This is a genomic window from Aeromicrobium sp. 10G20-16 (assembly GCF_055809665.1).
The window spans coordinates 483598-504009 of record NZ_CM147919.1 but is presented as its reverse complement, the minus strand read 5'-3'; the positions used below and the strand labels follow the sequence as shown (position 1 = coordinate 504009).

The following is a 20412-nucleotide window of genomic DNA, read 5'->3' as shown; positions in this document are numbered from 1 at the left end:
GACGCCATACCGATCCTGAGCGCGAGACCCCCGTGTTCTCAGGCTCGCTCCGTAACGTCGCGAAAGGCCTTCGAGGCCGAGATGTCGTCGACCTTGAGGTATTCACGCATGTCCCACGCATCAGCCCGCCATCGCGCCACCCCGCGCACCGAGCATCGATCACGGCGGCGCCCGTCCCACCGCAGCCTCGCGGTGGGTGCCATCGGCGGACTCCTGCTGTCGGCCGGTGCCGTCGCGACGCAGTCGTTCGTGGCGGACACGTCTGACGCGGCCATGTCGGTCCCCGCCGGCGAGCCACCGCTGGCCGCCGGCTCCAACCTGGACGGCGACGTCTCACGCGACGCCGAGCGCCCGGGGCTCGGTTCCATCGAGGACACCGCCCAGGTGGCCGTCGATCAGGTCACCGAGGCAGCCGACCTGGCCAAGAAGAAGGCCGCCAAGGAGAAGAAGCGTCGCGAGCTGCGCGAGGCCCAGCAGAACCCGCAGGCCGTCGCGCGCGCCATGCTCGCCGACTTCGGCTGGGGCGCAGGTCAGTTCGGTTGCCTCGACCAGCTGTGGACCGGCGAGAGCGGCTGGAACTACGCGGCCGCGAATCCGTCGTCCGGCGCCTACGGGATCCCGCAGTCTCTTCCCGGCGCCAAGATGGCCACCGAGGGCAAGGACTGGCAGACCAACCCGGTCACCCAGATCCGCTGGGGCCTGAAGTACATCCAGCGCTCCTACGGATCTCCGTGTGGCGCGGCGTCCTTCAAGTCCGGCCACGGCTGGTACTGATCGTTCAGGTGTCGACGCGGGCCGTGCCGCACCTGGCCGTGCGATCATGGCAGGCATGCCGCACCTTCGCGCTCGCCAGATCTTCGAGATCCTGACGGTCCCCTACGTGGTGCTGACGGTGCTGGACTGGGTCGGTGTCGTTGATCCCGCTGCGTTCTCGACTCCGGTGCGAGTTCTGCTGGGAGTCGTCATCCTTGCCTGGTTCGGGGCGGCCATGGCGACGCTGGTTGTCGCACTCCGGTCCAAGCGCGCCGCCGCCTCCGCGCGCTAGCTCCACGGAACGAGGCAAGGCGTCGACCTTGCTCGACGAGTCAGCGAGCCTTCGACGGCTGCACGCGCTTCGGCTCGCCCGGCATCTTCGGGTAGTCCGGGGGGTAGGGCTCCTCGCCGAGCCCGCGCTCGAGATCGGCCCGCCACAGGTCGAGGAACGGCTCGAGCGAGTGGGCGACGTCGTCGATCTCGGCCATCGCGTCGCCGCGGTCGGCCAGCAGGCCCGGGACGGTGTGCACCGTGAACTCGCGCGGGTCGTCGACCTCGGCCAGCTGCTCCCAGGTCAACGGCATCGAGACGGGAGCGCCGGGCTTGGGCCGGATCGAGTAGGCCGACGCGATCGTTCGGTCGCGGGCGTTCTGGTTGAAGTCGACGCTGACGTTGTCGCCGCGCAGCTCCTTCCACCAGGCCGTGGTCACACCGTCGGCGCGCCGTTCGAGCTCGCGGCCGAACGCGATCGCCGCGTGCCGGACGTCGGTGAAGGTCCACCTCGGCTCGATCCGCACGTACACGTGGACACCGCGGTTGCCACTGGTCTTGGCGAAGCCCCGCACGCCCAGCTCGTCGAGGATCTGCTTCGCGGCCGCTGCCGCGTCGCGGGCCTGGACGAACCCCGTGCTGCCGAACGGGTCGAGGTCGATGCGCAGCTCGTCGGGATGGTCGTTGTCGTCGCGCCGCGTGGGCCACGGGTGGAAGGTCACGGCCCCCATGTGTGCCGCCCACACGACCGAGGCCACCTCGGTGACACACAGCTCGTCGGCCCGGCGACCGGACGGGAAGTTCACGCGTGCCGACTCGATGAAGTCGGGGGCGCCGCGCATCATGCGCTTCTGGTAGAACGCATCGGCTCCTCGACCGTCCTGGCGAGTGGACAGCTCCATGCCCTCGCGGACTCCCTTGGGCCACCGCTCCAGGGTGACGGGGCGGTCCTTCAGCGCCCGCAGGACGTGGTCGCCCACGTCGGCGTAGTACTGCGCCACCATCTGCTTGGTGACCTGGGCGGAGAAGTCCGTATCCTCGAAGATCACGCGATCCGGGCTGGACACACGCACCTCGCGGTCTCCTGCCTGCACCATCACCGCGTCCGACGCCATGTCGGCAGCCTAGTGCGGGTAAGGGGGACCTTGCTTGAACGCGCGGAAGCATTAACGGCACACTGGTGTTGTGAAAAACATGCGGGTCGAGGAGCGAGAGGCGCCGGTGCACGACGTGGCCGACGCCCCCACGCGCACCCGCGTCACGCAGATCATCCTCGTCAGCGGGCCGTCCACGGCCGCCGATCTGGCCGAGAAGCTGCAAATCACGCCCGCTGCGGTGCGTCGTCACCTCGACCACCTGATCGCCGACGGCGTGGTCGAGGCGCGTGACCAGCGCGTCGGTGCCCAGCGTGGACGCGGCCGTCCGGCCAAGGTCTTCGCCATCACCGCATCGGGTCGCGACCAGTTCGAGCAGTCCTACGACGACCTCGCCGCCGAGGCGTTGCGGTTCCTGCGAGACACCGGCGGCGACGAAGCCGTCACCGCCTTCGCGCAGCACCGCATGGCCGATCTCGAGCAGCGGGTGCGCCCCCTGCTGCAGCAGGCAGATCCGGCCGACCGCGCCGAGGTCCTGGCCAGCTCGCTGACCGACGAGGGCTTCGCCGCCTCGGTCAGCTCCACCCCGGCCGGCGCCCAGATGTGCCAGCACCACTGCCCGGTGGCCCACGTGGCCGCCGAGTTCCCCCAGATGTGCGAGGCCGAGGCCGAGATGTTCTCTCGCGTCCTCGGCACCCATGTGCAGCGACTCGCGACCATCGCCCACGGCGACGGCGTCTGCACGACCCACTTGCCACGAACCACCGAAGCAGAGAGGGGCACGTCATGACCACGACGAGCCACGAGACAGGCACCACCGAGACCCCCAACGCGGTCCTGGAGGCCAACCCGGGCCTGAAGGACGTCGGCCGCTACGAGTTCGGCTGGTCCGACAAGACCGACGCCGGCGCCACCGTCCAGCGCGGCCTCAGCGAGGACGTGGTGCGCAACATCTCGAACCTCAAGAGCGAGCCCGAGTGGATGCTCGACCTGCGCCTCAAGGGCCTCAAGCTGTTCGGCCGCAAGCCCATGCCCACCTGGGGCTCGGACCTCAGCGGCATCGACTTCGACAACATCAAGTACTTCGTGCGGTCCACGGAGAAGCAGGCCGCCACGTGGGACGACCTGCCCGAGGACATCAAGAACACGTACGACAAGCTCGGCATCCCCGAGGCCGAGAAGCAGCGCCTCGTCTCCGGCGTGGCCGCCCAGTACGAGTCCGAGGTCGTCTACCACTCGATCCGCGAGGACCTCGAGGAGCAGGGTGTCCTGTTCCTCGACACCGACACGGCGCTCAAGGAGCACCCGGAGATCTTCCAGGAGTACTTCGCGACCGTCATCCCGGTCGGTGACAACAAGTTCTCCGCGCTGAACTCCGCCGTGTGGTCCGGCGGCTCGTTCATCTACGTGCCCAAGGGCGTCCACGTGGACATCCCGCTGCAGGCCTACTTCCGCATCAACACCGAGAACATGGGTCAGTTCGAGCGCACGCTGATCATCGCCGACGAGGACTCGTACGTGCACTACGTCGAGGGCTGCACGGCGCCGATCTACTCCAGCGACTCGCTGCACTCCGCGGTCGTCGAGATCATCGTCAAGAAGGGCGCCCGCGTCCGCTACACGACGATCCAGAACTGGTCGAACAACGTGTACAACCTGGTCACCAAGCGCGCCGTCTGCGAGGAGGGCGCCACGATGGAGTGGGTCGACGGCAACATCGGCTCCAAGGTCACCATGAAGTACCCGGCCGTGTACCTGATGGGCGAGCACGCACGCGGCGAGACGCTGTCGATAGCGTTCGCCGGTGAGGGACAGCACCAGGACGCCGGCGCCAAGATGGTGCACGCCGCCCCCAACACGTCCAGCTCGATCCTGAGCAAGTCGGTCGCCCGTGGCGGCGGACGCACGTCCTACCGCGGCCTGCTGCAGGTGCTCGAGGGCGCCGAGGGCTCGGCCAGCACGGTCAAGTGCGACGCGCTGCTGGTCGACCAGATCAGCCGCTCGGACACCTACCCGTACGTCGACGTCCGCGAGGACGACGTCACGCTCGGCCACGAGGCCACGGTCTCCAAGCTCAGCGACGACCAGCTCTTCTACTTCATGTCGCGCGGCATGGAGGAGGACGAGGCCATGGCGATGATCGTCCGCGGCTTCGTCGAGCCCATCGCCCGCGAGCTGCCGATGGAGTACGCGCTCGAGCTGAACCGCCTCATCGAGCTCCAGATGGAGGGTGCAGTCGGATGACGATGGTCGAACCCAACATCAGTTCCGCCTTGGAGCACGTGGAGTCGCACCTGCATCCCGAGCCCACGTACGACGTGGAGGCCCACCCCGTGCCCACGGGCATGGAGGAGATCTGGCGCTTCACGCCGCTCAAGCGCCTCGGTGGCCTGCTCGACGGCACGCCGTCGGACGCCCGCCTGGACCGCAAGGAGGAGATCCCGACCGGCGCCACGTTGACCTCGATCAGCGCTGACGACGCCCGGGCCCTCGACGTGTCGGCACCGTTCGACCGCCTCGGCGCGCTCGCGGTGGCCAACGCGGGGGACGTCTCGCTGCTCGACGTTCCTGCCAACACCGAGCTCGACCAGCCCGTGCGGCTCACGCTCACGGGCACGTCGCCGGAGCAGACCGTCTGGGGCCACACGGCCATCCGCATCGGCACCCACGCCACGGCCACCATCGTGATCGACCACGTCGGCAGCGCCGTCTACGACGCATTCGTGCCGGTCATCGTCGGCGACGGTGCGCAGGTCGACATCGTCACGGTCAACGACTGGAACGACGACGCCGTGCACGCTGCGCAGTACAACGTGCGCGTGGGGCGCGACGCCACCGTGCGCCTGTTCGAGTTCAGCCTCGGCGGCGACCTCGTGCGCACCAACGTCAACGTCGACTACGCCGGTCCCGGCGGCAGCGCCGAGGTCTTCGGCGTCTACTTCGCCGACGAGGGCCAGCACATCGAGCACCGTCAGTTCATCGACCACACGGCTCCGCGGACCCAGAGCAACGTCGAGTACAAGGGCGCGCTCCAGGGCCAGGGCGCGCACACCGTGTGGGTCGGCAACGTGCTGATCCGCAAGGAGGCCGAGGGCATCACGACCTTCGAGAGCAACGACAACCTCGTGCTCACCGACGGCGCCAAGGCCGACTCCGTGCCCAACCTCGAGATCGAGACCGGCGACATCGAGGACGCGGGCCACGCGTCCACGACCGGCCGCTTCGACGACCAGCACCTGTTCTACCTGCAGAGCCGCGGCATCCCCGAGGAGGAGGCTCGTCGCCTCGTCGTGCACGGCTTCTTCAACTCGATCATCCGCCGCATCGGCGTGCCCGAGCTCGAGGAGCGCCTCGTGGCCTCCATCGAGGACGAGCTGGCCGAGCACGTCGGGCGACTCAGCGAGCCGGCATGACCTTCCAGACCGCCGCCGACCTCGCCGACCTCCCGGTCGGTGGGGTGCTGGCCGTCGAGCTCGACGGCGTCGACATCGCCCTGGTCCGTGACGGCGAGGGCGTCTACGCCCTGCGCGACGAGTGCTCGCACGCCGCCATTCCGCTGTCCGAGGGTGACGTCACCGTCGGCACGGGCAGCTGCGAGATCGAGTGCTGGCTGCACGGGTCGCTGTTCGACGCCCGCACCGGCAAGCCGCTCAACCTTCCGGCCGTGGAGCCGGTCCCCACCTATCCCACCCGCGTCGAGGGCGACACCGTCCTCGTCGACCTCTGACTTCCAGCACAGGAGCACCACATGGCAACCCTCGACATCAAGGACCTGCACGTCTCGGTCAAGACCGAAGACGGAGACAAGGAGATCCTCAAGGGCGTCGACCTCACCATCAAGAGCGGTGAGGTGCACGCGATCATGGGCCCGAACGGCTCGGGCAAGTCCACCCTCGCCTACACGATCGCCGGCCACCCCAAGTACACCGTCACCGGCGGTTCGATCACGCTCGACGGCCAGGACATCCTCACCATGACCGTCGACGAGCGTGCCCGCGCCGGCCTGTTCCTCGCGATGCAGTACCCCGTCGAGGTCCCCGGCGTCTCGGTCGCGAACTTCCTGCGCACCGCCAAGACCGCCATCGACGGCGAGGCGCCCAAGTTGCGCACCTGGATCAAGGACGTCAACTCCGCGCTCGAGCGGGTCACGCTCGACAAGGAGTTCGCCCAGCGCAGCGTCAACGAGGGCTTCTCCGGCGGCGAGAAGAAGCGCCACGAGATCGCCCAGCTGGAGCTGCTGAACCCGAAGTTCGCCGTCCTCGACGAGACCGACTCCGGCCTCGACATCGACGCTCTGCGCGTCGTCTCCGAGGGCGTCAACCGCTACAGCGACCAGGGCGATCGCGGCGTGCTGCTGATCACGCACTACACGCGCATCCTGCAGTACATCAAGCCCGACTTCGTCCACGTGTTCGTCAACGGCAAGGTGGCCGAGCAGGGCGGCCGCGAGCTGGCCGACCAGCTCGAGGCGGAGGGCTACGACAAGTACACGAAGGCGGCTGCGGACGCGTGACCGTCACCCAGGGCGCCACCACCCACGACGCGGGGGCGTACGACGTCGACAGGATCCGGGAGGACTTCCCGATCCTGGGTCGTCGCCTGGCCGGGGACCTGCCGCTGGTCTACCTCGACAGCGCCAACACGTCGCAGAAGCCCGAGCAGGTCATCGACGCCATCGAGCGCCACTACCGGCTGCACAACGCCAACGTCGCCCGTGCCATGCACCAGCTGGGCGCCGAGGCCAGCGAGGCGTTCGAGGACGCCCGCACCCGCATCGCGGAGTTCATCGGTGCGCCGCTGCGCGAGGAGGTCGTGTTCACCAAGAACGCTTCCGAGGCGCTCAACCTGGTCGCCCGCACCCTGGGTGACGCTGCTCCCGGCAGCGAGCACAGCATCGGTGTCGGCGACGAGGTCGTCATCACCGAGATGGAGCATCACTCCAACATCGTGCCGTGGCAGCTGCTGTGCGACCGCACGCACGCCACGCTGCGCTGGTTCGGCGTCACCGACGAGGGCCGCCTCGACCTGTCGAACCTCGACACGCTGATCACCGAGCACACCAAGGTCGTCTCGCTGACCTGGGTGTCCAACATGCTCGGCACGATCAACCCGCTCGAGACCGTCATCGCGCGCGCTCGCGAGGTGGGCGCCCTGGTGGTCGTCGACGCGTCGCAGGCCGTCCCGCAGCTGCCGGTCGACCTGGCCTCGCTGGGAGCCGACTTCGTCGCGTTCACCGGCCACAAGATGGTCGGACCCACGGGCATCGGCGTGCTGTGGGGTCGCTACGACCTGCTGGCTGAGCTTCCGCCGTTCCTCGGCGGTGGCGAGATGATCGAGACCGTCACGATGGAGCGCAGCACGTTCGCTCGTCCGCCGGCTCGGTTCGAGGCGGGCACCCCGCCCATCGCGCAGGCGGTGGGTCTGGCGGCGGCCGCCGACTACCTCACCGGCATCGGGATGGAGAACATCGCGGCCCACGAGCAGCAGATCACCGCGTACGCGCTCGGCGCCCTGCAGCAGATCGACGGCCTGACCGTCGTGGGGCCCCGGGAGGCCGTCGACCGCGGGGGAGCCATCAGCTTCACCCTCGACGGCGTGCACCCGCACGACATCGCCCAGCTGCTGGACTCGCGCGGCGTGGCCGTGCGTGCCGGTCACCACTGCGCCAAGCCGGCCCACCTGCGGTTCGGCGTGCAGGCCACCACCCGGGCGTCGTTCTACCTGTACACGACCGAGCAGGAGATCGACGCGTTGGTCGATGCCCTGCACCACACGAAGACGTACTTCGGAGGTTGACGTGACGGACGCGATGAATGTCGACTCCCTGTACCAGGAGATCATCCTCGACCACTACAAGGCCAAGAACGGCTCCGGTCTGCGCGAGCCGTTCGAGGCCGAGGTGCACCACGTCAACCCCACCTGCGGTGACGAGATCACCCTGCGGGTCCATCTCGACGGCGGCACCGTCAGCGACGTCTCGTACGCCGCGGAGGGTTGCTCGATCAGCCAGGCGTCCGCCTCGGTGATGTTCGAGCTGGTCAACGGCAGGACCGTCGACGAGGCCACCACGGTGCTCGACGCGTTCGCCGAGCTGATGCAGAGCAAGGGCCAGCTCGAGCCCGACGAGGACGTCCTCGAGGACGGCATCGCCTTCGCCGGGGTCGCCAAGTTCCCCGCCCGCATCAAGTGCGCACTGCTGGCCTGGATGGCCTTCAAGGACGCCACTCTCCAAGCCAGCCCATCTGCCCCGAACGATTCCTCAGAGGAGACCTCATGAGCCAGATCGACCACTCCGACCTGCCCGACGTCGACACCAGCACCCCGTCCGGGGCCGGCAGCGGCGCCACCACCCAGGAGGACGTCATCGAGGCGATGAAGGACGTCGTCGACCCCGAGCTCGGCATCAACGTCGTCGACCTCGGACTCGTCTACGGTGCGGAGGTCGACGAGCACAGCAACACGGTGCTCTCGATGACCCTCACCTCGGCGGCCTGCCCGCTCACCGACGTCATCGAGGACCAGACCCGCGCTGCTCTCGACGGCATCGTCAACGACTTCCGCATCGAGTGGGTCTGGATGCCGCCGTGGGGCCCGGACAAGATCACCGACGACGGCCGCGAGATGCTGCGCGCCCTCGGCTTCAACATCGGCTGACGAGTCACGTACGTCCCCCGACGAGTCACGCCAGACCGGTGACGAGTCACGCAGGATCGCTGACGAGTCACCGAGGACCAGTGACGAGTCACGCAGATCGCCGTTCTGGCCATGGGCCGACGTGTCTGGGCCGTCGGTCTCGACCGGAATGACTCGTCGGTGGACCGGAGTGACTCCTGAGCGATCCTGCGTGACTCGTCAGCGGACGTACGTGACTCGTCAGCGGATCTACGTGACTCGTGAGCGTGCGGCGGGGCGGGTGAGGCACCTCACGGCCGACGATTCGGGGGATCGGGGTCCGCACCCGTACAGTGAGGACGTGGCTTTCTACCAGCGGGAGTGATGTCGAGGTACGTCCTCGACCCGATTCGCACACCCTGAACCAGAAAGTCTCCACATGCTCACCGTCAGCAACGTGACGCTGCGCTTCGGCGCCCGTGTCCTGATGTCCGACGTCTCCTTCCGCGTCGACAAGGGCGACAAGGTCGGCCTGGTCGGCCGCAACGGCGCCGGCAAGACCACCCTCACCCGCATGCTGTCCGGCGACGGCGACCCTGCCGAGGGCACCATCACGGGCACCGGCAAGATCGGCTACCTGCCGCAGGACCCCAAGAGCGGCGACCTCGCCACCACGGCGCGCGACCGCATCCTCGGTGCACGCGGGCTCGACGAGGCGCTCACCGCGATGCGCAAGGCCGAGCTCGACATGGGATCTCCCGACCCCGCCATCGCCGAGAAGGCCATGGCCGCCTACACCCGCGCGGAGACCACCTTCTCGTCCGGTGGCGGATACGCCGCCGAGTCCGAGGCGGCGACGATCGCCACGGCGCTCGGTCTGCCGGACCGTGTGCTCGAGCAGCCGTTGTCGACGCTCTCGGGCGGCCAGCGCCGCCGCATCGAGTTGGCGCGCATCCTGTTCTCGGACGCCGACACCCTGCTGCTCGACGAGCCGACCAACCACCTGGACGCCGATTCGGTGGTGTGGCTCCGCGGCTTCCTGAAAAACTTCGCGGGCGGTCTGATCGTGATCAGCCACGACGTCGACCTGATCGAGGAGACCGTCAACAAGGTCTTCTACCTCGATGCCAATCGCGCGACCATCGACATCTACAACATGGGCTGGCGGGCCTACCAGAAGCAGCGCGAGGCCGACGAGCAGCGCCGCAAGCGTGAGCGAACCCTCGCCATGAAGAAGGCCGAGGCGTTGACCACCCAGGCCAACAAGTTCCGTGCCAAGGCGTCCAAGGCGTCCACGGCCCAGCAGATGCTGCGCCGCGCGGAGCAGATGGTGTCCGGGCTCGAGGGGGAGAGGGCCAACGACAAGGTCGCGCACATCAAGTTCCCCAAGCCCGCGCCGTGTGGCAAGACGCCGCTGATGGCCGAGGGCCTGTCGAAGAGCTACGGCTCGCTGGAGATCTTCACCGGCGTCGACCTCGCCATCGACAAGGGCAGCCGCGTGGTCATCCTGGGCCTCAACGGTGCCGGCAAGACCACGTTGCTGCGCATGCTGGCCGGGACGCTCGACGCCGACTCGGGCGAGATCATGCCCGGCCACGGCCTCAAGATCGGCTACTTCGCGCAGGAGCACGAGACGCTCGACACCTCACGCACTGTGCTGGAGAACATGCAGGCCCAGGCGCCGCAGCTGACCGACACCGAGGCGCGCAGCGTGCTCGGGTCGTTCCTGTTCAGCGGCGACGACACGTCCAAGCCCGCAGGCGTGCTGTCCGGTGGCGAGAAGACCCGACTGGCCCTCGCCAGCCTGATCGTCTCCAGCGCCAACGTGCTGCTGCTGGACGAGCCCACCAACAACCTGGACCCTGCCTCCCGCGAGGAGGTGCTGCGGGCCATCCGCACCTACGAGGGCGCCATCGTGCTGGTCTCGCACGACGAGGGCGCCGTGACGGCGCTGGAGCCCGACCGGGTCCTGCTGCTGCCGGACGGCGACGAGGACCTCTGGAGCGACACCTACGCCGAGCTCGTCGCCCTGGCCTGAGGCTCGACCGGGGCCTTGGTGCTCGCACGCCTGCGGTCGCGGGACTCCTGGATGGCGAACCAGATGTAGCCGGTGAGGCCGATCAGCCCGAAGAACCACCACTGCAGTGCGTAGAAGAAGTGCGGTCCCTGCCCCAGCTCGGGCTCGGGCTCGGCGGCCAGCGCGGGTGTGGCCGTGGCGGCCGGTGACTCGTCCTGCGCGTTGACGTAGCCGTCACGCAGCTTGTACGGAACGGACTCGCCGAATCCGGTGCTGTCGATCGCCCGCACCTGTCCGTCGAAGACCCGCACCGCGTCGCCGCCGGCCTTGTTGTCCTGCCGCAGCCAGCCCTGCACGGTGACCTCGCCGCTGGGCGGAGCCGGAAGCTCAGGACGCTGGTTCGAGTTCTGCGTCTGCATCCACCCTCGGTCGACCAAGATAGCGGTCCCGTCGTCCAGGCGCAGGGGGACGACGACGTCGACGCCGGGGGCGCTGTCGCGGGTGGTGAACTTGACCGAGGCGGCGTGATCGGGGTCGTAGACGCCCCGCAGGCGTACCCGGGTCCATTCGCTGGTCTCGTCGATCGTGGTGCCCGCTGGAGCGGCGGTGTCGAGCGCCACCGGATCGGTCGTGAAGTGGGCGGTGATCACCTGATTGCGGTCCAGGCGGTGCTCGAGACGGTGGATCTGCCACATGCCGAGGCGAAAGCAGACGGCGCCGAACACCAGCACGAAGGCCAGAAGTCCCAGCCATCGCGGATTCAACAAGAAACGCTGCACCCCATGAGCCTACGATGGGACCCATGGACCTCATCGATCAGCACGGCCGCATAGCCACCGACCTCCGGGTGTCGCTGACCGATCGGTGCAATCTGCGCTGCCAGTACTGCATGCCCGCCGAAGGCCTGGAGTGGATGCCGACCGAGGAGACTCTCTCCGACGACGAGCTCATCCGCCTGATCGGCATCGGCGTGGAGCACCTCGGGATCACCGACGTGCGCTTCACCGGCGGCGAGCCGCTGCTGCGCCGCGGACTGCCGGGCATCATCGCCGCCACGAAGACCATGACGCTGTCCGACGGCTCAGGCTCGCCGCGCACCGCCATGACCTCCAACGGGTTGGGGCTCAAGCGCACCGCGCGGGCACTGGCCGACGCCGGTCTCGATCGCGTCAACATCAGCCTCGACACCACCGATCCGGAGGTGTTCGAGCGCATCACCCGCCGCAACCGGTGGCAGGACGTCGCAGACGGCCTCGCAGCGGCCCAGGATGCGGGCCTGGGGCCCGTCAAGGTCAACGCGGTCCTGCTGCGCGGCCACAACGACACCGAGGGCCCAGCGCTGCTGCAGTGGTGCATGGACCGCGGCTACGAGCTGCGCTTCATCGAGCAGATGCCGCTCGACGCCCAGCACGGCTGGAACCGCGAGGCGATGATCACCGCCGAGGAGACCCTGGGTCTGCTGTCCGAGGTGTTCACGCTCACGCCCATGGAGGGACGCGGGTCCGCTCCGGCGGAGAAGTTCCTCGTCGACGACGGTCCGCACACGGTCGGCATCATCGGCTCGGTCACCCGGCCGTTCTGCGGCGACTGCAACCGCGTGCGCCTGACGGCTGACGGGCAGATCATGAACTGCTTGTTCGCCCGCGAGGAGTCCGACCTGCGTGCCTCGCTGCGCGGCGGCGCCTCCGACATCGAGATCGCCCAGCGCTGGGCGGCCGCGATGATGACGAAGCTGCCCGGTCACGGCATCAACGACCCGAGCTTCCTGCAGTCCGACCGTCCGATGTCCGCGATCGGCGGCTGAACGGGTCAGAGGGGCTCGGTGGCCAGGTAGAACCCACGGGCGTCGAGGAACCGCCGCAGCGTCTGCTCGTGGTCGTCGCAGGCCAACCACGTCTTGCGACGATCAGGAGTGTGGATCTTCGGGTTGTTCCACACGACCTGGTGCACGGCAGTGGCCGTGCATCCCTTGGCCGAGCAGACCAGCTGGTCGCTCACAGCTCGCGTGGGGGAGTGGAGCTGCCCTCGATCTCACCCTTGGCCTCGGGGCCGAACGGTGAGGGGCCATCGCTCTTGCGCCGCACGCCGGCATTGGCGACCACGACGGCCACGTAGGGCAGGAAGACCGCTCCGGCGAGCAGGATCCAGCGCAGCGGTCCTGAGACGATCACCGCTGCGACGAAGCACAGGGTCCGGATCGCCATGGAGATCGCGTAGCGCTTCTCACGCGATCCCAGCTCCGAGCTGTGCGACTCCGGAGCGGAGGTGATGGAGAAGACTTCCTGGCCGCGGGGCTTGCGTTGCTGACCGTCGGACATGGCACCAGCCTACGTCGGTCTACGAATTCCACACGGTAGGCGGCATGATGAGCGGTATGAGCAATCGCACGTACCGCGTCACCGAGATCGTCGGCACCTCACCGGACGGCATCACCGAGGCCGTCGAGAACGGCATCGGCCGCGCGTCCCAGACCTTGCGTCACCTCGACTGGTTCGAGGTCACGGACATCCGCGGACAGATCACCGATGCCGACGTCTCGCACTACCAGGTGACGATGAAGCTGGGCTTTCGTCTCGAGGACGACGAGTAGGCGCTCTCAGTCCGTCGTCGTGAATCGGCGCAGCAACGCCGCCGTGGCCGACAGCACCACGACGGCCGCGCCGTAGATCGTGGCCGTCGTCGCCAGACCCACCTCGGGCGAGGCGAAGCCGGCGGCCACGGCGGGGATGCCGAACGCGAGGTAGCTGATGACGAAGACGGCGGCGAACAGCTCGCCGCGCTCGTCCGGCCCGACCGTCGGCGTGATCGATCGCAGGATGCCCATGAAGGCCGTGCCGAATCCGGTACCGGCGATGACGGCTGTCGCCATGAACCCCACGAGCGACCCCGTCGCGATCGCGACGATGCCCAAGCCGGTGCCGACGGCCAGAGCGGTGGTGCCGTACAGCGTGATGGCTCGGGGACTGAAGCCGCGCGCCAGGTAGGCGCTGAGGGCGCCGGTTCCGGTCAGGGCCGTGACCACGAGTCCCTGGACGACGTGGTTGGGCTCGTCGAACGTGACCAGCACGAGCGGGGCGCCGAGCGAGAGGTAGAACCCACCCGTGGCCCATCCGGCGAACAACGCCGGGGCGCTGCGGACGAACGCCGGTCGCGCCGCGGCGGGCATGCCGACACGGGGGACCAGTGCGTGCCAGACACCTTCGTGGCGCGCCGAGGTCTCCGGCAGGGCCCACACCACGACCCCGAACGCCACGTAGAGGGCCACGAGCCCGCCGAACACCGCGGTGAGCGGTCGGTCGAGCAGCTCGATGGCGAGTCCACCGGCCAACGCTCCGAGGGCGAGGCCCAGCAGGGGGAAGACGCTGTTGAAGGTGGCCGCCCACCCCGGCCGCTCGGGCGGCTCGAAGTCGACCACGACCGCCGCCAACGTCGACAGGAGCAGTCCGGTCGCCACGCCCTGGACCGTCCGAGCGGTCAGCAGCACGGCGAGCGTGTCGGCGTGCCAGAACAGCAGCATGCTCGCTGCGAGCACCAGGAAGCCGGCCGACAGCACGGGGCGACGTCCGAGGTGGTCCGACAGCGAGCCGGTGATCAGCAGCGTGATGAGCAGGGCCACGGCGTAGATCGCGAACACCACCGTGCTGGTTCCCTGCGAGTAGCCGAGCTCGGCCTGCAGCACCGGATAGAACGGGGACGGGGCCGATGCCCCGAAGAGCATCGCGAGCGTCGCGGCCAGCCCGAACCAGAAGCCCACACCCGGCGACACGCGACGACGAGAATCACGAGGAGTCTCGATGACAGGGCTGGTGGAGGCCATGCCGGACTCAACCTCTTGGGCACGCCGGTTGTTCCCGTGCGCGCTCAGTCGGCGGCGTCGGCAGCCTCGATCTCCTCGCGGGTGATGCCCAACAGGTAGACGATCGCGTCGAGGTACGGCACGTTCACCGAGGTACGCGCCTGGTCGCGCACCAGCGGCTTGGCATTGAAGGCGATGCCGAGGCCGGACGCCGCCAGCATGTCCAGGTCGTTGGCGCCGTCGCCGATGGCGACGGTGTTCTTGACCGGGATGCGGGCGTCATCGGCGAACCGCCTCAGCGCCTCGGCCTTCCCGGCTCGGTCGACGACCTCGCCCACGATGCGCCCCGTCAGCCTGCCGTCGGCGACCTCCAGCTCGTTGGCCGCGTGGTAGTCGATGCCGAGCTCCGCGGCCATCTGGTCGATGAGGTGCGTGAATCCGCCGCTGACCAGCGCGAACCGGTACCCGAGGCGCTTGAGCGTGCGGATCATGGTGCGGGCGCCGGGCGTGTACTGCAGCGAGGCGTAGACCTCGTCGAGGGCCGACACCGGGACACCGGCCAGCAGCGCCACGCGCTCGTGCAGCGACTCGGCGAAGTCGATCTCGCCGCGCATCGCGCGCTCGGTCACGGCGGCGACCTCGGCCTCGAATCCGGCGTGCGCGGCGATCATCTCGATCACCTCACCCTGGATGAGCGTGGAGTCGACGTCCATGACCACCAGTCGCTGGGCGTGCTGCAGGATCCCGTTCTCCTGGACCGCGATGTCGATGCCGTGCTCGAAGGCGACCGCGGCGAGCTCAGCCTGCAGCTGGTCGGGATCGGCGCCCGACACCTCCATGCGGATCGCGATCACCGGGTAGCGGGCCATGCGGATGATGCGGTCGATGTTGCCGCCGAGGGACTTGATCCGTGCGGCGAGCGCGGCGACGGCGGCCGGGCGCAGGGGAGCGCCCAGGATCACGACTCGGGCGCGACCCACGCGTCGGGGCCGGTTGTCACCTGTTCCGTGCTCGACGGTGACCTCGAGCCCGAACGCCTCGGCGACCTCGGTGACGGTGCGCTCCAGGCCGGCGAGGTCGTCGGGAACGGTCAGCAGCGTGCTGAGCACCAGCTTGCCGCGGACGACCAGCTGCTCGACGTCAATGACCTCGACCTCGTACGGTGCGACCGCCTCGAACAGCCGGGTGGTGACACCGCTCTGGTCCGGCCCGACGAGCGTGACGAGCACGGTCGGGTCGGTGAAGTGGGTGGTGGGCACGGGCATCGTCATCGGGGTCGAGGCTATCGTCAGCCGCTCGTCGTGCCGCGATAGGTTGAGGACACGATGACACCGACCCGGAGGAGACCGCATGGCGTCCGCCCTTGAGCTGTCGAAGGTCAGCATCGTGCGCGGCGACAAGACTCTGCTCCACCAGGTTTCCTGGAAGGTCGTCGAGGGCCAGCGGTGGATCGTGCTGGGACCCAACGGTGCGGGCAAGACCACGCTCATGCAGGTGGCCGGTGCTGCCACCCACCCGACGTCCGGCAAGGCCAAGGTGCTCGGCCACCGGCTCGGCCGGGTCGACGTGTTCGACCTGCGCACCCGGATCGGGCACGTGAGCACTCGCATCGCCGAGCAGATCCCACGCGGCGAGTCAGCGGCCGACGTCATCTTGTCCGCCGCGTACGCCGTCACCGGCCGTTGGCAGGAGCAGTACGACCCCGAGGACGTCGAGCGCCGCGACCAGATCATGACCGAGCTCGGCATCGCCCACCTCGCCAACCGCACCTTCGGCACGCTGTCCGAGGGCGAGAGCAAGCGCGTCCTGATCGGACGGTCGCTGATGACCGACCCCGAGATCCTGCTGCTCGACGAGCCCAGCGCGGGCCTGGACCTGGGCGCCCGCGAAGACCTGCTGGCCAGCCTCGAGCTGCTGTCGTCCGACCCGATGTCTCCGGTGCTGATCATGGTGTCCCACCACGTCGAGGAGATCCCGGTCGGCTTCACGCACGCACTGCTGCTGCGCGACGGGCACGTCGTGGCCCAGGGACCGCTGGAGTCGACGTTGACGGCTGACAACCTCGGCCGTACGTTCGGCAGCAAGCTGGAGCTGACACGCACGGACGGCCGGTACACCGCGCGTCGCGCCGCCTACGAACACCGAGCTGCACTAGGAGCGACATGGACTTCTTGCAGGACAACCCGTGGGCGATCTGGCTGGCGATCGCCGTCGTGCTCGTCATCGTCGAGATCTTCAGCCTCGAGCTGGTGCTGCTGATGTTCGCCGTCGGCTCACTGGCCGCCGCGCTGGTCTCCGTCGTCGGTGGACCGGTCTGGCTGGCCATCCTCGTGTTCGCCGTGGTGTCGGTGGCCCTGCTGACCCTCCTGCGGCCGCCGTTGCTGGAGCGTCTGCACGCCGGACCCACGCTCACCCAGGGCCATGACGCCCAGGTCGGACGCCGCGCGGTGGTCGTCGAGCCCGTCACCCGCTTCAACGGCCGGGTCCGGCTCGCAGGCGAGCTGTGGTCGGCCCGCACCGACTCCGAGGAGTCCTCCTTCGACACGGACGAAGAAGTCAGCGTCCTGCGCATCGACGGGGCCACAGCCGTCGTCGGCGCCGTCAGCAGTCCTTCCACCACCACCCAGGAGTCCTGAATGTTCACGTCAGCTGGCGCGTCCGCCTTTACGATCGTCCTCATCCTTCTCGCCGTGCTGGCGATCGTGGCGGTCTCCATGACCGTCAAGATCGTGCCGCAGGCCCGAGCCGGCATCGTCGAACGATTCGGCAAGTACCGCACGACCTTGCCGGCCGGCCTCAACGTCGTGACGCCGTTCATCGATCGGCTGGCCTACCGCATCGACCTGCGCGAGCAGGTCGTGTCGTTCCCGCCCCAGCCCGTGATCACGGAGGAGAACCTGACGGTCTCCATCGACACGGTCATCTACTTCCAGGTCACCGATCCGGTCGCGGCCACCTACGAGATCGCCAACTACATCCAGGCCATCGAGCAGCTGACCATGACGACGCTGCGCAACATCATCGGTGGCATGACGCTGGAGCACGCGCTCACCAGCCGCACCCAGATCAACTCCGGCCTGCGCGGCGAGCTCGACAGCGCCACGGGCAAGTGGGGCATCCGCGTCAACCGGGTCGAGCTCAAGGGCATCGATCCGCCGCCGTCGATCATCGACGCGATGGAGAAGCAGATGCGCGCCGACCGTGACAAGCGCGCGATCATCCTCACCGCCGAGGGCGATCGCCAGTCGGCCATCCTCACGGCCGAGGGCCAGAAGCAGGCTGCGATCCTCAACGCCGAGGGCAACCGTCAGGCCATGATCCTCAACGCGCAGGCCGACCGCCAGGCCGCCATCCTGCGCGCCCAGGGCGAGGCGCAGGCCATCTCGGCGGTGTTCCAGGCCATCCACGACGGCAACCCGGACCAGAAGCTGCTGTCGTACCAGTACCTGCAGATGCTGCCCAAGATCGCCGAGGGTGACAACGCCACCACGTGGATCATCCCGGCCGAGCTGCACCAAGGCGCTCGGCACGCTGGGCGGCACGCTCGGCAAGATCCCCGTCGACGGCGGGGGAGCCAAGACGCGCGTCGACCTCGACGAGGACATCACCGACGACCTGCAGGACGCCGGCGAGACCTCGCAGGCCGTGCAGGAGGCCATCGACGCGGCCAAGCAGGCCGAGCAGCCCGGTTCGCGGCCGCCCGGTTCGGTCGCGTCGCCGGAGGAGCCCCAGCAGTAGTCGTCCCACGCGGCAGGTTGGGGGCGCTTGGCAGGCTGGCGGCATGCCACGCCAGCGCGACCGCTTGCTCCTCTCCGGTGCCACTGCCCTCACGGCCGTCGTGGGGATCACGTGGCTCGTCGCCGACCCGGGTGGAGACTCCGCCCCGTCGGGGCCTGCGCCGGTCTCGGCGGAGCGGGTGCCGGCCGTCGACGGGTCGCCCACCGAGCCCGATCCGGACTGGGTGGCCGAGACCGCCGAGAAGAACCTCATACCGCTGCGCGCCATGCAGGCGTACGCCACGACCGAGCTGACCGAACGGGTCAAGCAGCCGGCGTGTCACCTGCGGTGGAACACGTTGGCCGCCATCGGGTCGGTCGAGTCGGCCCATGGAACCCTCGGCGGAGCGGGCCTGGATGCCGAGGGCGTGCCGAACAAGCCGATCCTCGGGCCCGCGCTCGACGGCACGAACGGCAACCGCGCCATCAAGGCCACTGCGGAGTCGACCCGGTACACCGGGGACGACGAGTGGGACCGAGCCGTCGGACCCTTCCAGTTCCTCACGTCGTCGTGGGAACGGTACGGGGCAGACGCCGACGGTGACGGCGAGGCCGACCCCAATGACATCGACGACGCCGCCCTCGGTGCGTCACGCCACCTGTGCGTGCCCGGTCACGACCTGCGGGGTGAGGGCTGGGTCCCTGCGGTGTTCGGCTACAACAACTCGATGGCGTACGTCGACAAGGTCCGCGAGATCGCCACATCGTTCGCCGACTAGCGTCCGCCTGCTGACCGGTGGTGCGTCAGTGCTGGTACGTGCCGTGGATGATGGCGCGGCCCAGCGTCTTGAACGCGAGGTTGAAGCCGACCACGGCGGGGGAGGCGTCGCCGTCGACGCCCAGGCGGTCCTCGCCCACGGCGTGCACGACGAAGAAGTAGCGGTGCACCTGGTCGCCCTCGGGCGGGGCCGCGCCCATGAATCCGAGGCCGCCGCCGTCGTTGCGGACGTGGAACGCCGCTCCGGGGAGGGTGTCGTCGGACGCGCCGGCACCCGTGGCGAGCTCGGTGACGTCGGCCGGGATGTCGACGGCGGTCCAGTGCCAGAACCCCGACACGATCGGCGCGTCAGGATCGAAGCAGGTGACGACGAACGACTTGGTGCCCTCCGGAGCGCCGCTCCAGGACAGCTGCGGCGAGGTGTCGCCGTGCGCGTTGACCTGGGCGTCGGCCAGGGGCTGGCCGTCGGCGAGGTCGGTGCTCGTGACCGAGAAGGTCGGCACCGTCGGCAGGAGGGTGTAGGGATCGGGCGAGACGGGTCGGTCGAGGCTCATGCTGGCTAGGCTAGCCCCGTGGCCGAGATCGTACGACTGGACGACCCGGCCGACCCCCGGCTGGCCGACTACGTGCACCTGCGGGACGTGAGCCTGCGCCAGAAGCTGGAGGCCGAGCACGGCATCTACCTCGCCGAGGGCGAGAAGGTCGTGCGGCGTGCGTCCGAGTCAGGGCACCGTCCCGTGTCGTTCCTGATGGCACCGCGCTGGCTCGACGGTCTGGCCGACGTGCTCGACGCGTCCGACGCGCCCTGCTTCGTCCTTCCGGAGGCGGCCATCGAGTCGCTGACCGGTTTCCACGTGCATCGTGGGGCGCTGGCAGCGCTGGAACGGCCGGCGCCCACGCCCGTCGCCGAGGTGCTGGCCGGTGCCCGGCGCATCGTCGTGATGGAGGACCTGAGCGACCACACCAACGTCGGCGCGATCTTCCGGTCCGCCGCCGCGCTCGGGTACGACGCCGTCGTGATGTCGCCGCGCTGCGCCGATCCGTTGTACCGGCGGGCCATCAAGGTCTCGATGGGTGCGGTGTTCCGGCTGCCCCACGCACGGATCGACGACTGGTGGGCGGCTCCCGACCTGCTGCGCGACGCCGGGTTCACCACCTGCGCGCTCACGGTCGGCGAGGGCGCCACTGCCATCGACGAGGTGCCCGCTGGCCTCGACCGCCTGGCGCTGATCGTGGGCTCGGAGGGTCATGGCCTCAGCGAGCGCTGGGAGCACGGGGCGGACCTGCGGGTGACCATCCCGATGGCCGCGGAGATCGACTCGCTGAACGCCGCTGCGTCCGTCGCCGTGGCCTGCTGGCAGCTGCGCGAGTGAGGC

Annotated in this window: 25 protein-coding genes; 18 read left to right on the top strand and 7 right to left on the bottom strand. The window is 69.0% G+C overall.

Translation table 11 applies throughout. From position 1 onward, the window contains the following. Positions 1–108: 108 nt before the first annotated feature. Positions 109–774: an aggregation-promoting factor C-terminal-like domain-containing protein gene (locus AC0L5F_RS02550; protein WP_473315045.1), complete on the top strand. Its 666-nt coding sequence runs from the start codon at positions 109–111 to the stop codon at positions 772–774. A gap of 55 nt (positions 775–829) precedes the next feature. Continuing rightward, on the top strand, positions 830–1045 hold the full coding sequence (locus AC0L5F_RS02545; protein ID WP_473315044.1) for a hypothetical protein: 216 nt from the start codon (positions 830–832) through the stop codon (positions 1043–1045). Positions 1046–1085: 40 nt separating this feature from the next. On the opposite strand, the gene AC0L5F_RS02540 is transcribed toward AC0L5F_RS02545, so the two are convergent. Then, positions 1086–2138 carry a DNA polymerase domain-containing protein gene (locus tag AC0L5F_RS02540; protein ID WP_473315043.1) on the bottom strand — a complete coding sequence of 351 codons (1053 nt, stop codon included), beginning with the start codon at positions 2136–2138 and terminating at the stop codon, positions 1086–1088. 79 nt (positions 2139–2217) lie between these two features. Between AC0L5F_RS02540 and AC0L5F_RS02535 the strand changes: the two genes are divergently transcribed. From AC0L5F_RS02535 to AC0L5F_RS02495, 9 genes are all read left to right on the top strand, one after another. Next, positions 2218–2907, top strand: coding sequence for a helix-turn-helix transcriptional regulator (locus tag AC0L5F_RS02535; protein ID WP_473315042.1), 690 nt, complete (start codon positions 2218–2220; stop codon positions 2905–2907). Then, positions 2904–4361, top strand: a complete 1458-nt coding sequence (gene sufB, locus AC0L5F_RS02530) for a Fe-S cluster assembly protein SufB (RefSeq protein WP_473315041.1) — start codon at positions 2904–2906, stop codon at positions 4359–4361. Before AC0L5F_RS02535 ends, sufB begins: the two co-directional genes overlap by 4 nt. Further along, positions 4358–5530, top strand: coding sequence for a Fe-S cluster assembly protein SufD (sufD, locus tag AC0L5F_RS02525; protein WP_473315040.1), 1173 nt, complete (start codon positions 4358–4360; stop codon positions 5528–5530). Before sufB ends, sufD begins: the two co-directional genes overlap by 4 nt. After that, positions 5527–5844, top strand: a complete 318-nt coding sequence (locus AC0L5F_RS02520) for a Rieske (2Fe-2S) protein (protein WP_473315039.1) — start codon at positions 5527–5529, stop codon at positions 5842–5844. Before sufD ends, AC0L5F_RS02520 begins: the two co-directional genes overlap by 4 nt. Before the next feature lie 21 nt (positions 5845–5865). Beyond that, complete coding sequence (gene sufC / locus AC0L5F_RS02515; protein WP_473315038.1) at positions 5866–6630, top strand: Fe-S cluster assembly ATPase SufC; 765 nt, start codon at positions 5866–5868, stop codon at positions 6628–6630. Further along, a complete protein-coding gene (locus tag AC0L5F_RS02510; protein WP_473315037.1) occupies positions 6627–7913 on the top strand; it encodes a cysteine desulfurase in 1287 nt (428 codons plus the stop codon). Before sufC ends, AC0L5F_RS02510 begins: the two co-directional genes overlap by 4 nt. Before the next feature lie 13 nt (positions 7914–7926). Then, a complete protein-coding gene (gene sufU / locus AC0L5F_RS02505) occupies positions 7927–8394 on the top strand; it encodes a Fe-S cluster assembly sulfur transfer protein SufU (protein ID WP_473316128.1) in 468 nt (155 codons plus the stop codon). Continuing rightward, positions 8391–8771, top strand: a complete 381-nt coding sequence (locus AC0L5F_RS02500) for a metal-sulfur cluster assembly factor (RefSeq protein ID WP_473315036.1) — start codon at positions 8391–8393, stop codon at positions 8769–8771. The genes sufU and AC0L5F_RS02500 overlap by 4 nt, the downstream gene beginning before the upstream one ends. Positions 8772–9168: 397 nt before the next feature. Further along, positions 9169–10767: an ABC-F family ATP-binding cassette domain-containing protein gene (locus AC0L5F_RS02495; protein ID WP_473315035.1), complete on the top strand. Its 1599-nt coding sequence runs from the start codon at positions 9169–9171 to the stop codon at positions 10765–10767. Here the strand turns inward: AC0L5F_RS02495 and AC0L5F_RS02490 are convergent. Next, the gene (locus AC0L5F_RS02490; RefSeq protein ID WP_473315034.1) at positions 10740–11510 is read right to left on the bottom strand and encodes an SURF1 family cytochrome oxidase biogenesis protein; all 771 of its coding nucleotides are present in this window, start codon (positions 11508–11510) and stop codon (positions 10740–10742) included. The genes AC0L5F_RS02495 and AC0L5F_RS02490 overlap by 28 nt on opposite strands. Positions 11511–11548: 38 nt before the next feature. Here AC0L5F_RS02490 and moaA point away from each other — a divergent pair, with 38 nt between their 5' ends. Further along, on the top strand, positions 11549–12550 hold the full coding sequence (gene moaA, locus AC0L5F_RS02485; protein ID WP_473315033.1) for a GTP 3',8-cyclase MoaA: 1002 nt from the start codon (positions 11549–11551) through the stop codon (positions 12548–12550). Positions 12551–12555: 5 nt separating this feature from the next. On the opposite strand, the gene AC0L5F_RS02480 is transcribed toward moaA, so the two are convergent. Both AC0L5F_RS02480 and AC0L5F_RS02475 read right to left on the bottom strand, forming a co-directional pair. Beyond that, positions 12556–12744, bottom strand: a complete 189-nt coding sequence (locus AC0L5F_RS02480) for an acetone carboxylase (protein WP_473315032.1) — start codon at positions 12742–12744, stop codon at positions 12556–12558. Next, on the bottom strand, positions 12741–13064 hold the full coding sequence (locus AC0L5F_RS02475; protein ID WP_473315031.1) for a DUF3099 domain-containing protein: 324 nt from the start codon (positions 13062–13064) through the stop codon (positions 12741–12743). The genes AC0L5F_RS02480 and AC0L5F_RS02475 overlap by 4 nt, the downstream gene beginning before the upstream one ends. Positions 13065–13120: 56 nt before the next feature. Here AC0L5F_RS02475 and AC0L5F_RS02470 point away from each other — a divergent pair, with 56 nt between their 5' ends. Continuing rightward, positions 13121–13336: a dodecin gene (locus tag AC0L5F_RS02470; RefSeq protein ID WP_473315030.1), complete on the top strand. Its 216-nt coding sequence runs from the start codon at positions 13121–13123 to the stop codon at positions 13334–13336. A 6-nt stretch (positions 13337–13342) separates the two neighbouring features. Here the strand turns inward: AC0L5F_RS02470 and AC0L5F_RS02465 are convergent, their stop codons facing one another. Continuing rightward, positions 13343–14563 (bottom strand): MFS transporter, encoded by a 1221-nt coding sequence (locus tag AC0L5F_RS02465; protein WP_473315029.1) that lies wholly within the window; start codon positions 14561–14563, stop codon positions 13343–13345. 44 nt (positions 14564–14607) lie between these two features. After that, entirely contained in the window at positions 14608–15813 is a 1206-nt protein-coding gene (gene serB, locus AC0L5F_RS02460) for a phosphoserine phosphatase SerB (RefSeq protein WP_473315028.1), read from the bottom strand. A gap of 79 nt (positions 15814–15892) precedes the next feature. Here serB and AC0L5F_RS02455 point away from each other — a divergent pair, with 79 nt between their 5' ends. Genes AC0L5F_RS02455 through AC0L5F_RS02440 form a run of 4 tightly spaced genes read left to right on the top strand, consistent with a single transcriptional unit; the run spans position 15893 to position 19037 of the window. Next, positions 15893–16801 (top strand): ABC transporter ATP-binding protein, encoded by a 909-nt coding sequence (locus AC0L5F_RS02455; protein ID WP_473315027.1) that lies wholly within the window; start codon positions 15893–15895, stop codon positions 16799–16801. Beyond that, complete coding sequence (locus AC0L5F_RS02450; RefSeq protein WP_473315026.1) at positions 16705–17178, top strand: NfeD family protein; 474 nt, start codon at positions 16705–16707, stop codon at positions 17176–17178. The genes AC0L5F_RS02455 and AC0L5F_RS02450 overlap by 97 nt, the downstream gene beginning before the upstream one ends. Next, entirely contained in the window at positions 17179–18573 is a 1395-nt protein-coding gene (locus tag AC0L5F_RS02445) for an SPFH domain-containing protein (RefSeq protein ID WP_473315024.1), read from the top strand. Next, a complete protein-coding gene (locus tag AC0L5F_RS02440; protein WP_473315023.1) occupies positions 18504–19037 on the top strand; it encodes a lytic transglycosylase domain-containing protein in 534 nt (177 codons plus the stop codon). The genes AC0L5F_RS02445 and AC0L5F_RS02440 overlap by 70 nt, the downstream gene beginning before the upstream one ends. 25 nt (positions 19038–19062) lie before the next feature. Here AC0L5F_RS02440 and AC0L5F_RS02435 read toward each other — a convergent pair whose 3' ends face one another. Next, positions 19063–19590, bottom strand: a complete 528-nt coding sequence (locus tag AC0L5F_RS02435; protein ID WP_473315022.1) for a YbhB/YbcL family Raf kinase inhibitor-like protein — start codon at positions 19588–19590, stop codon at positions 19063–19065. Between the two features lie 18 nt (positions 19591–19608). Between AC0L5F_RS02435 and AC0L5F_RS02430 the strand changes: the two genes are divergently transcribed. After that, entirely contained in the window at positions 19609–20409 is an 801-nt protein-coding gene (locus AC0L5F_RS02430) for a TrmH family RNA methyltransferase (RefSeq protein WP_473315021.1), read from the top strand. The last annotated feature ends 3 nt before the right edge of the window (positions 20410–20412 follow it).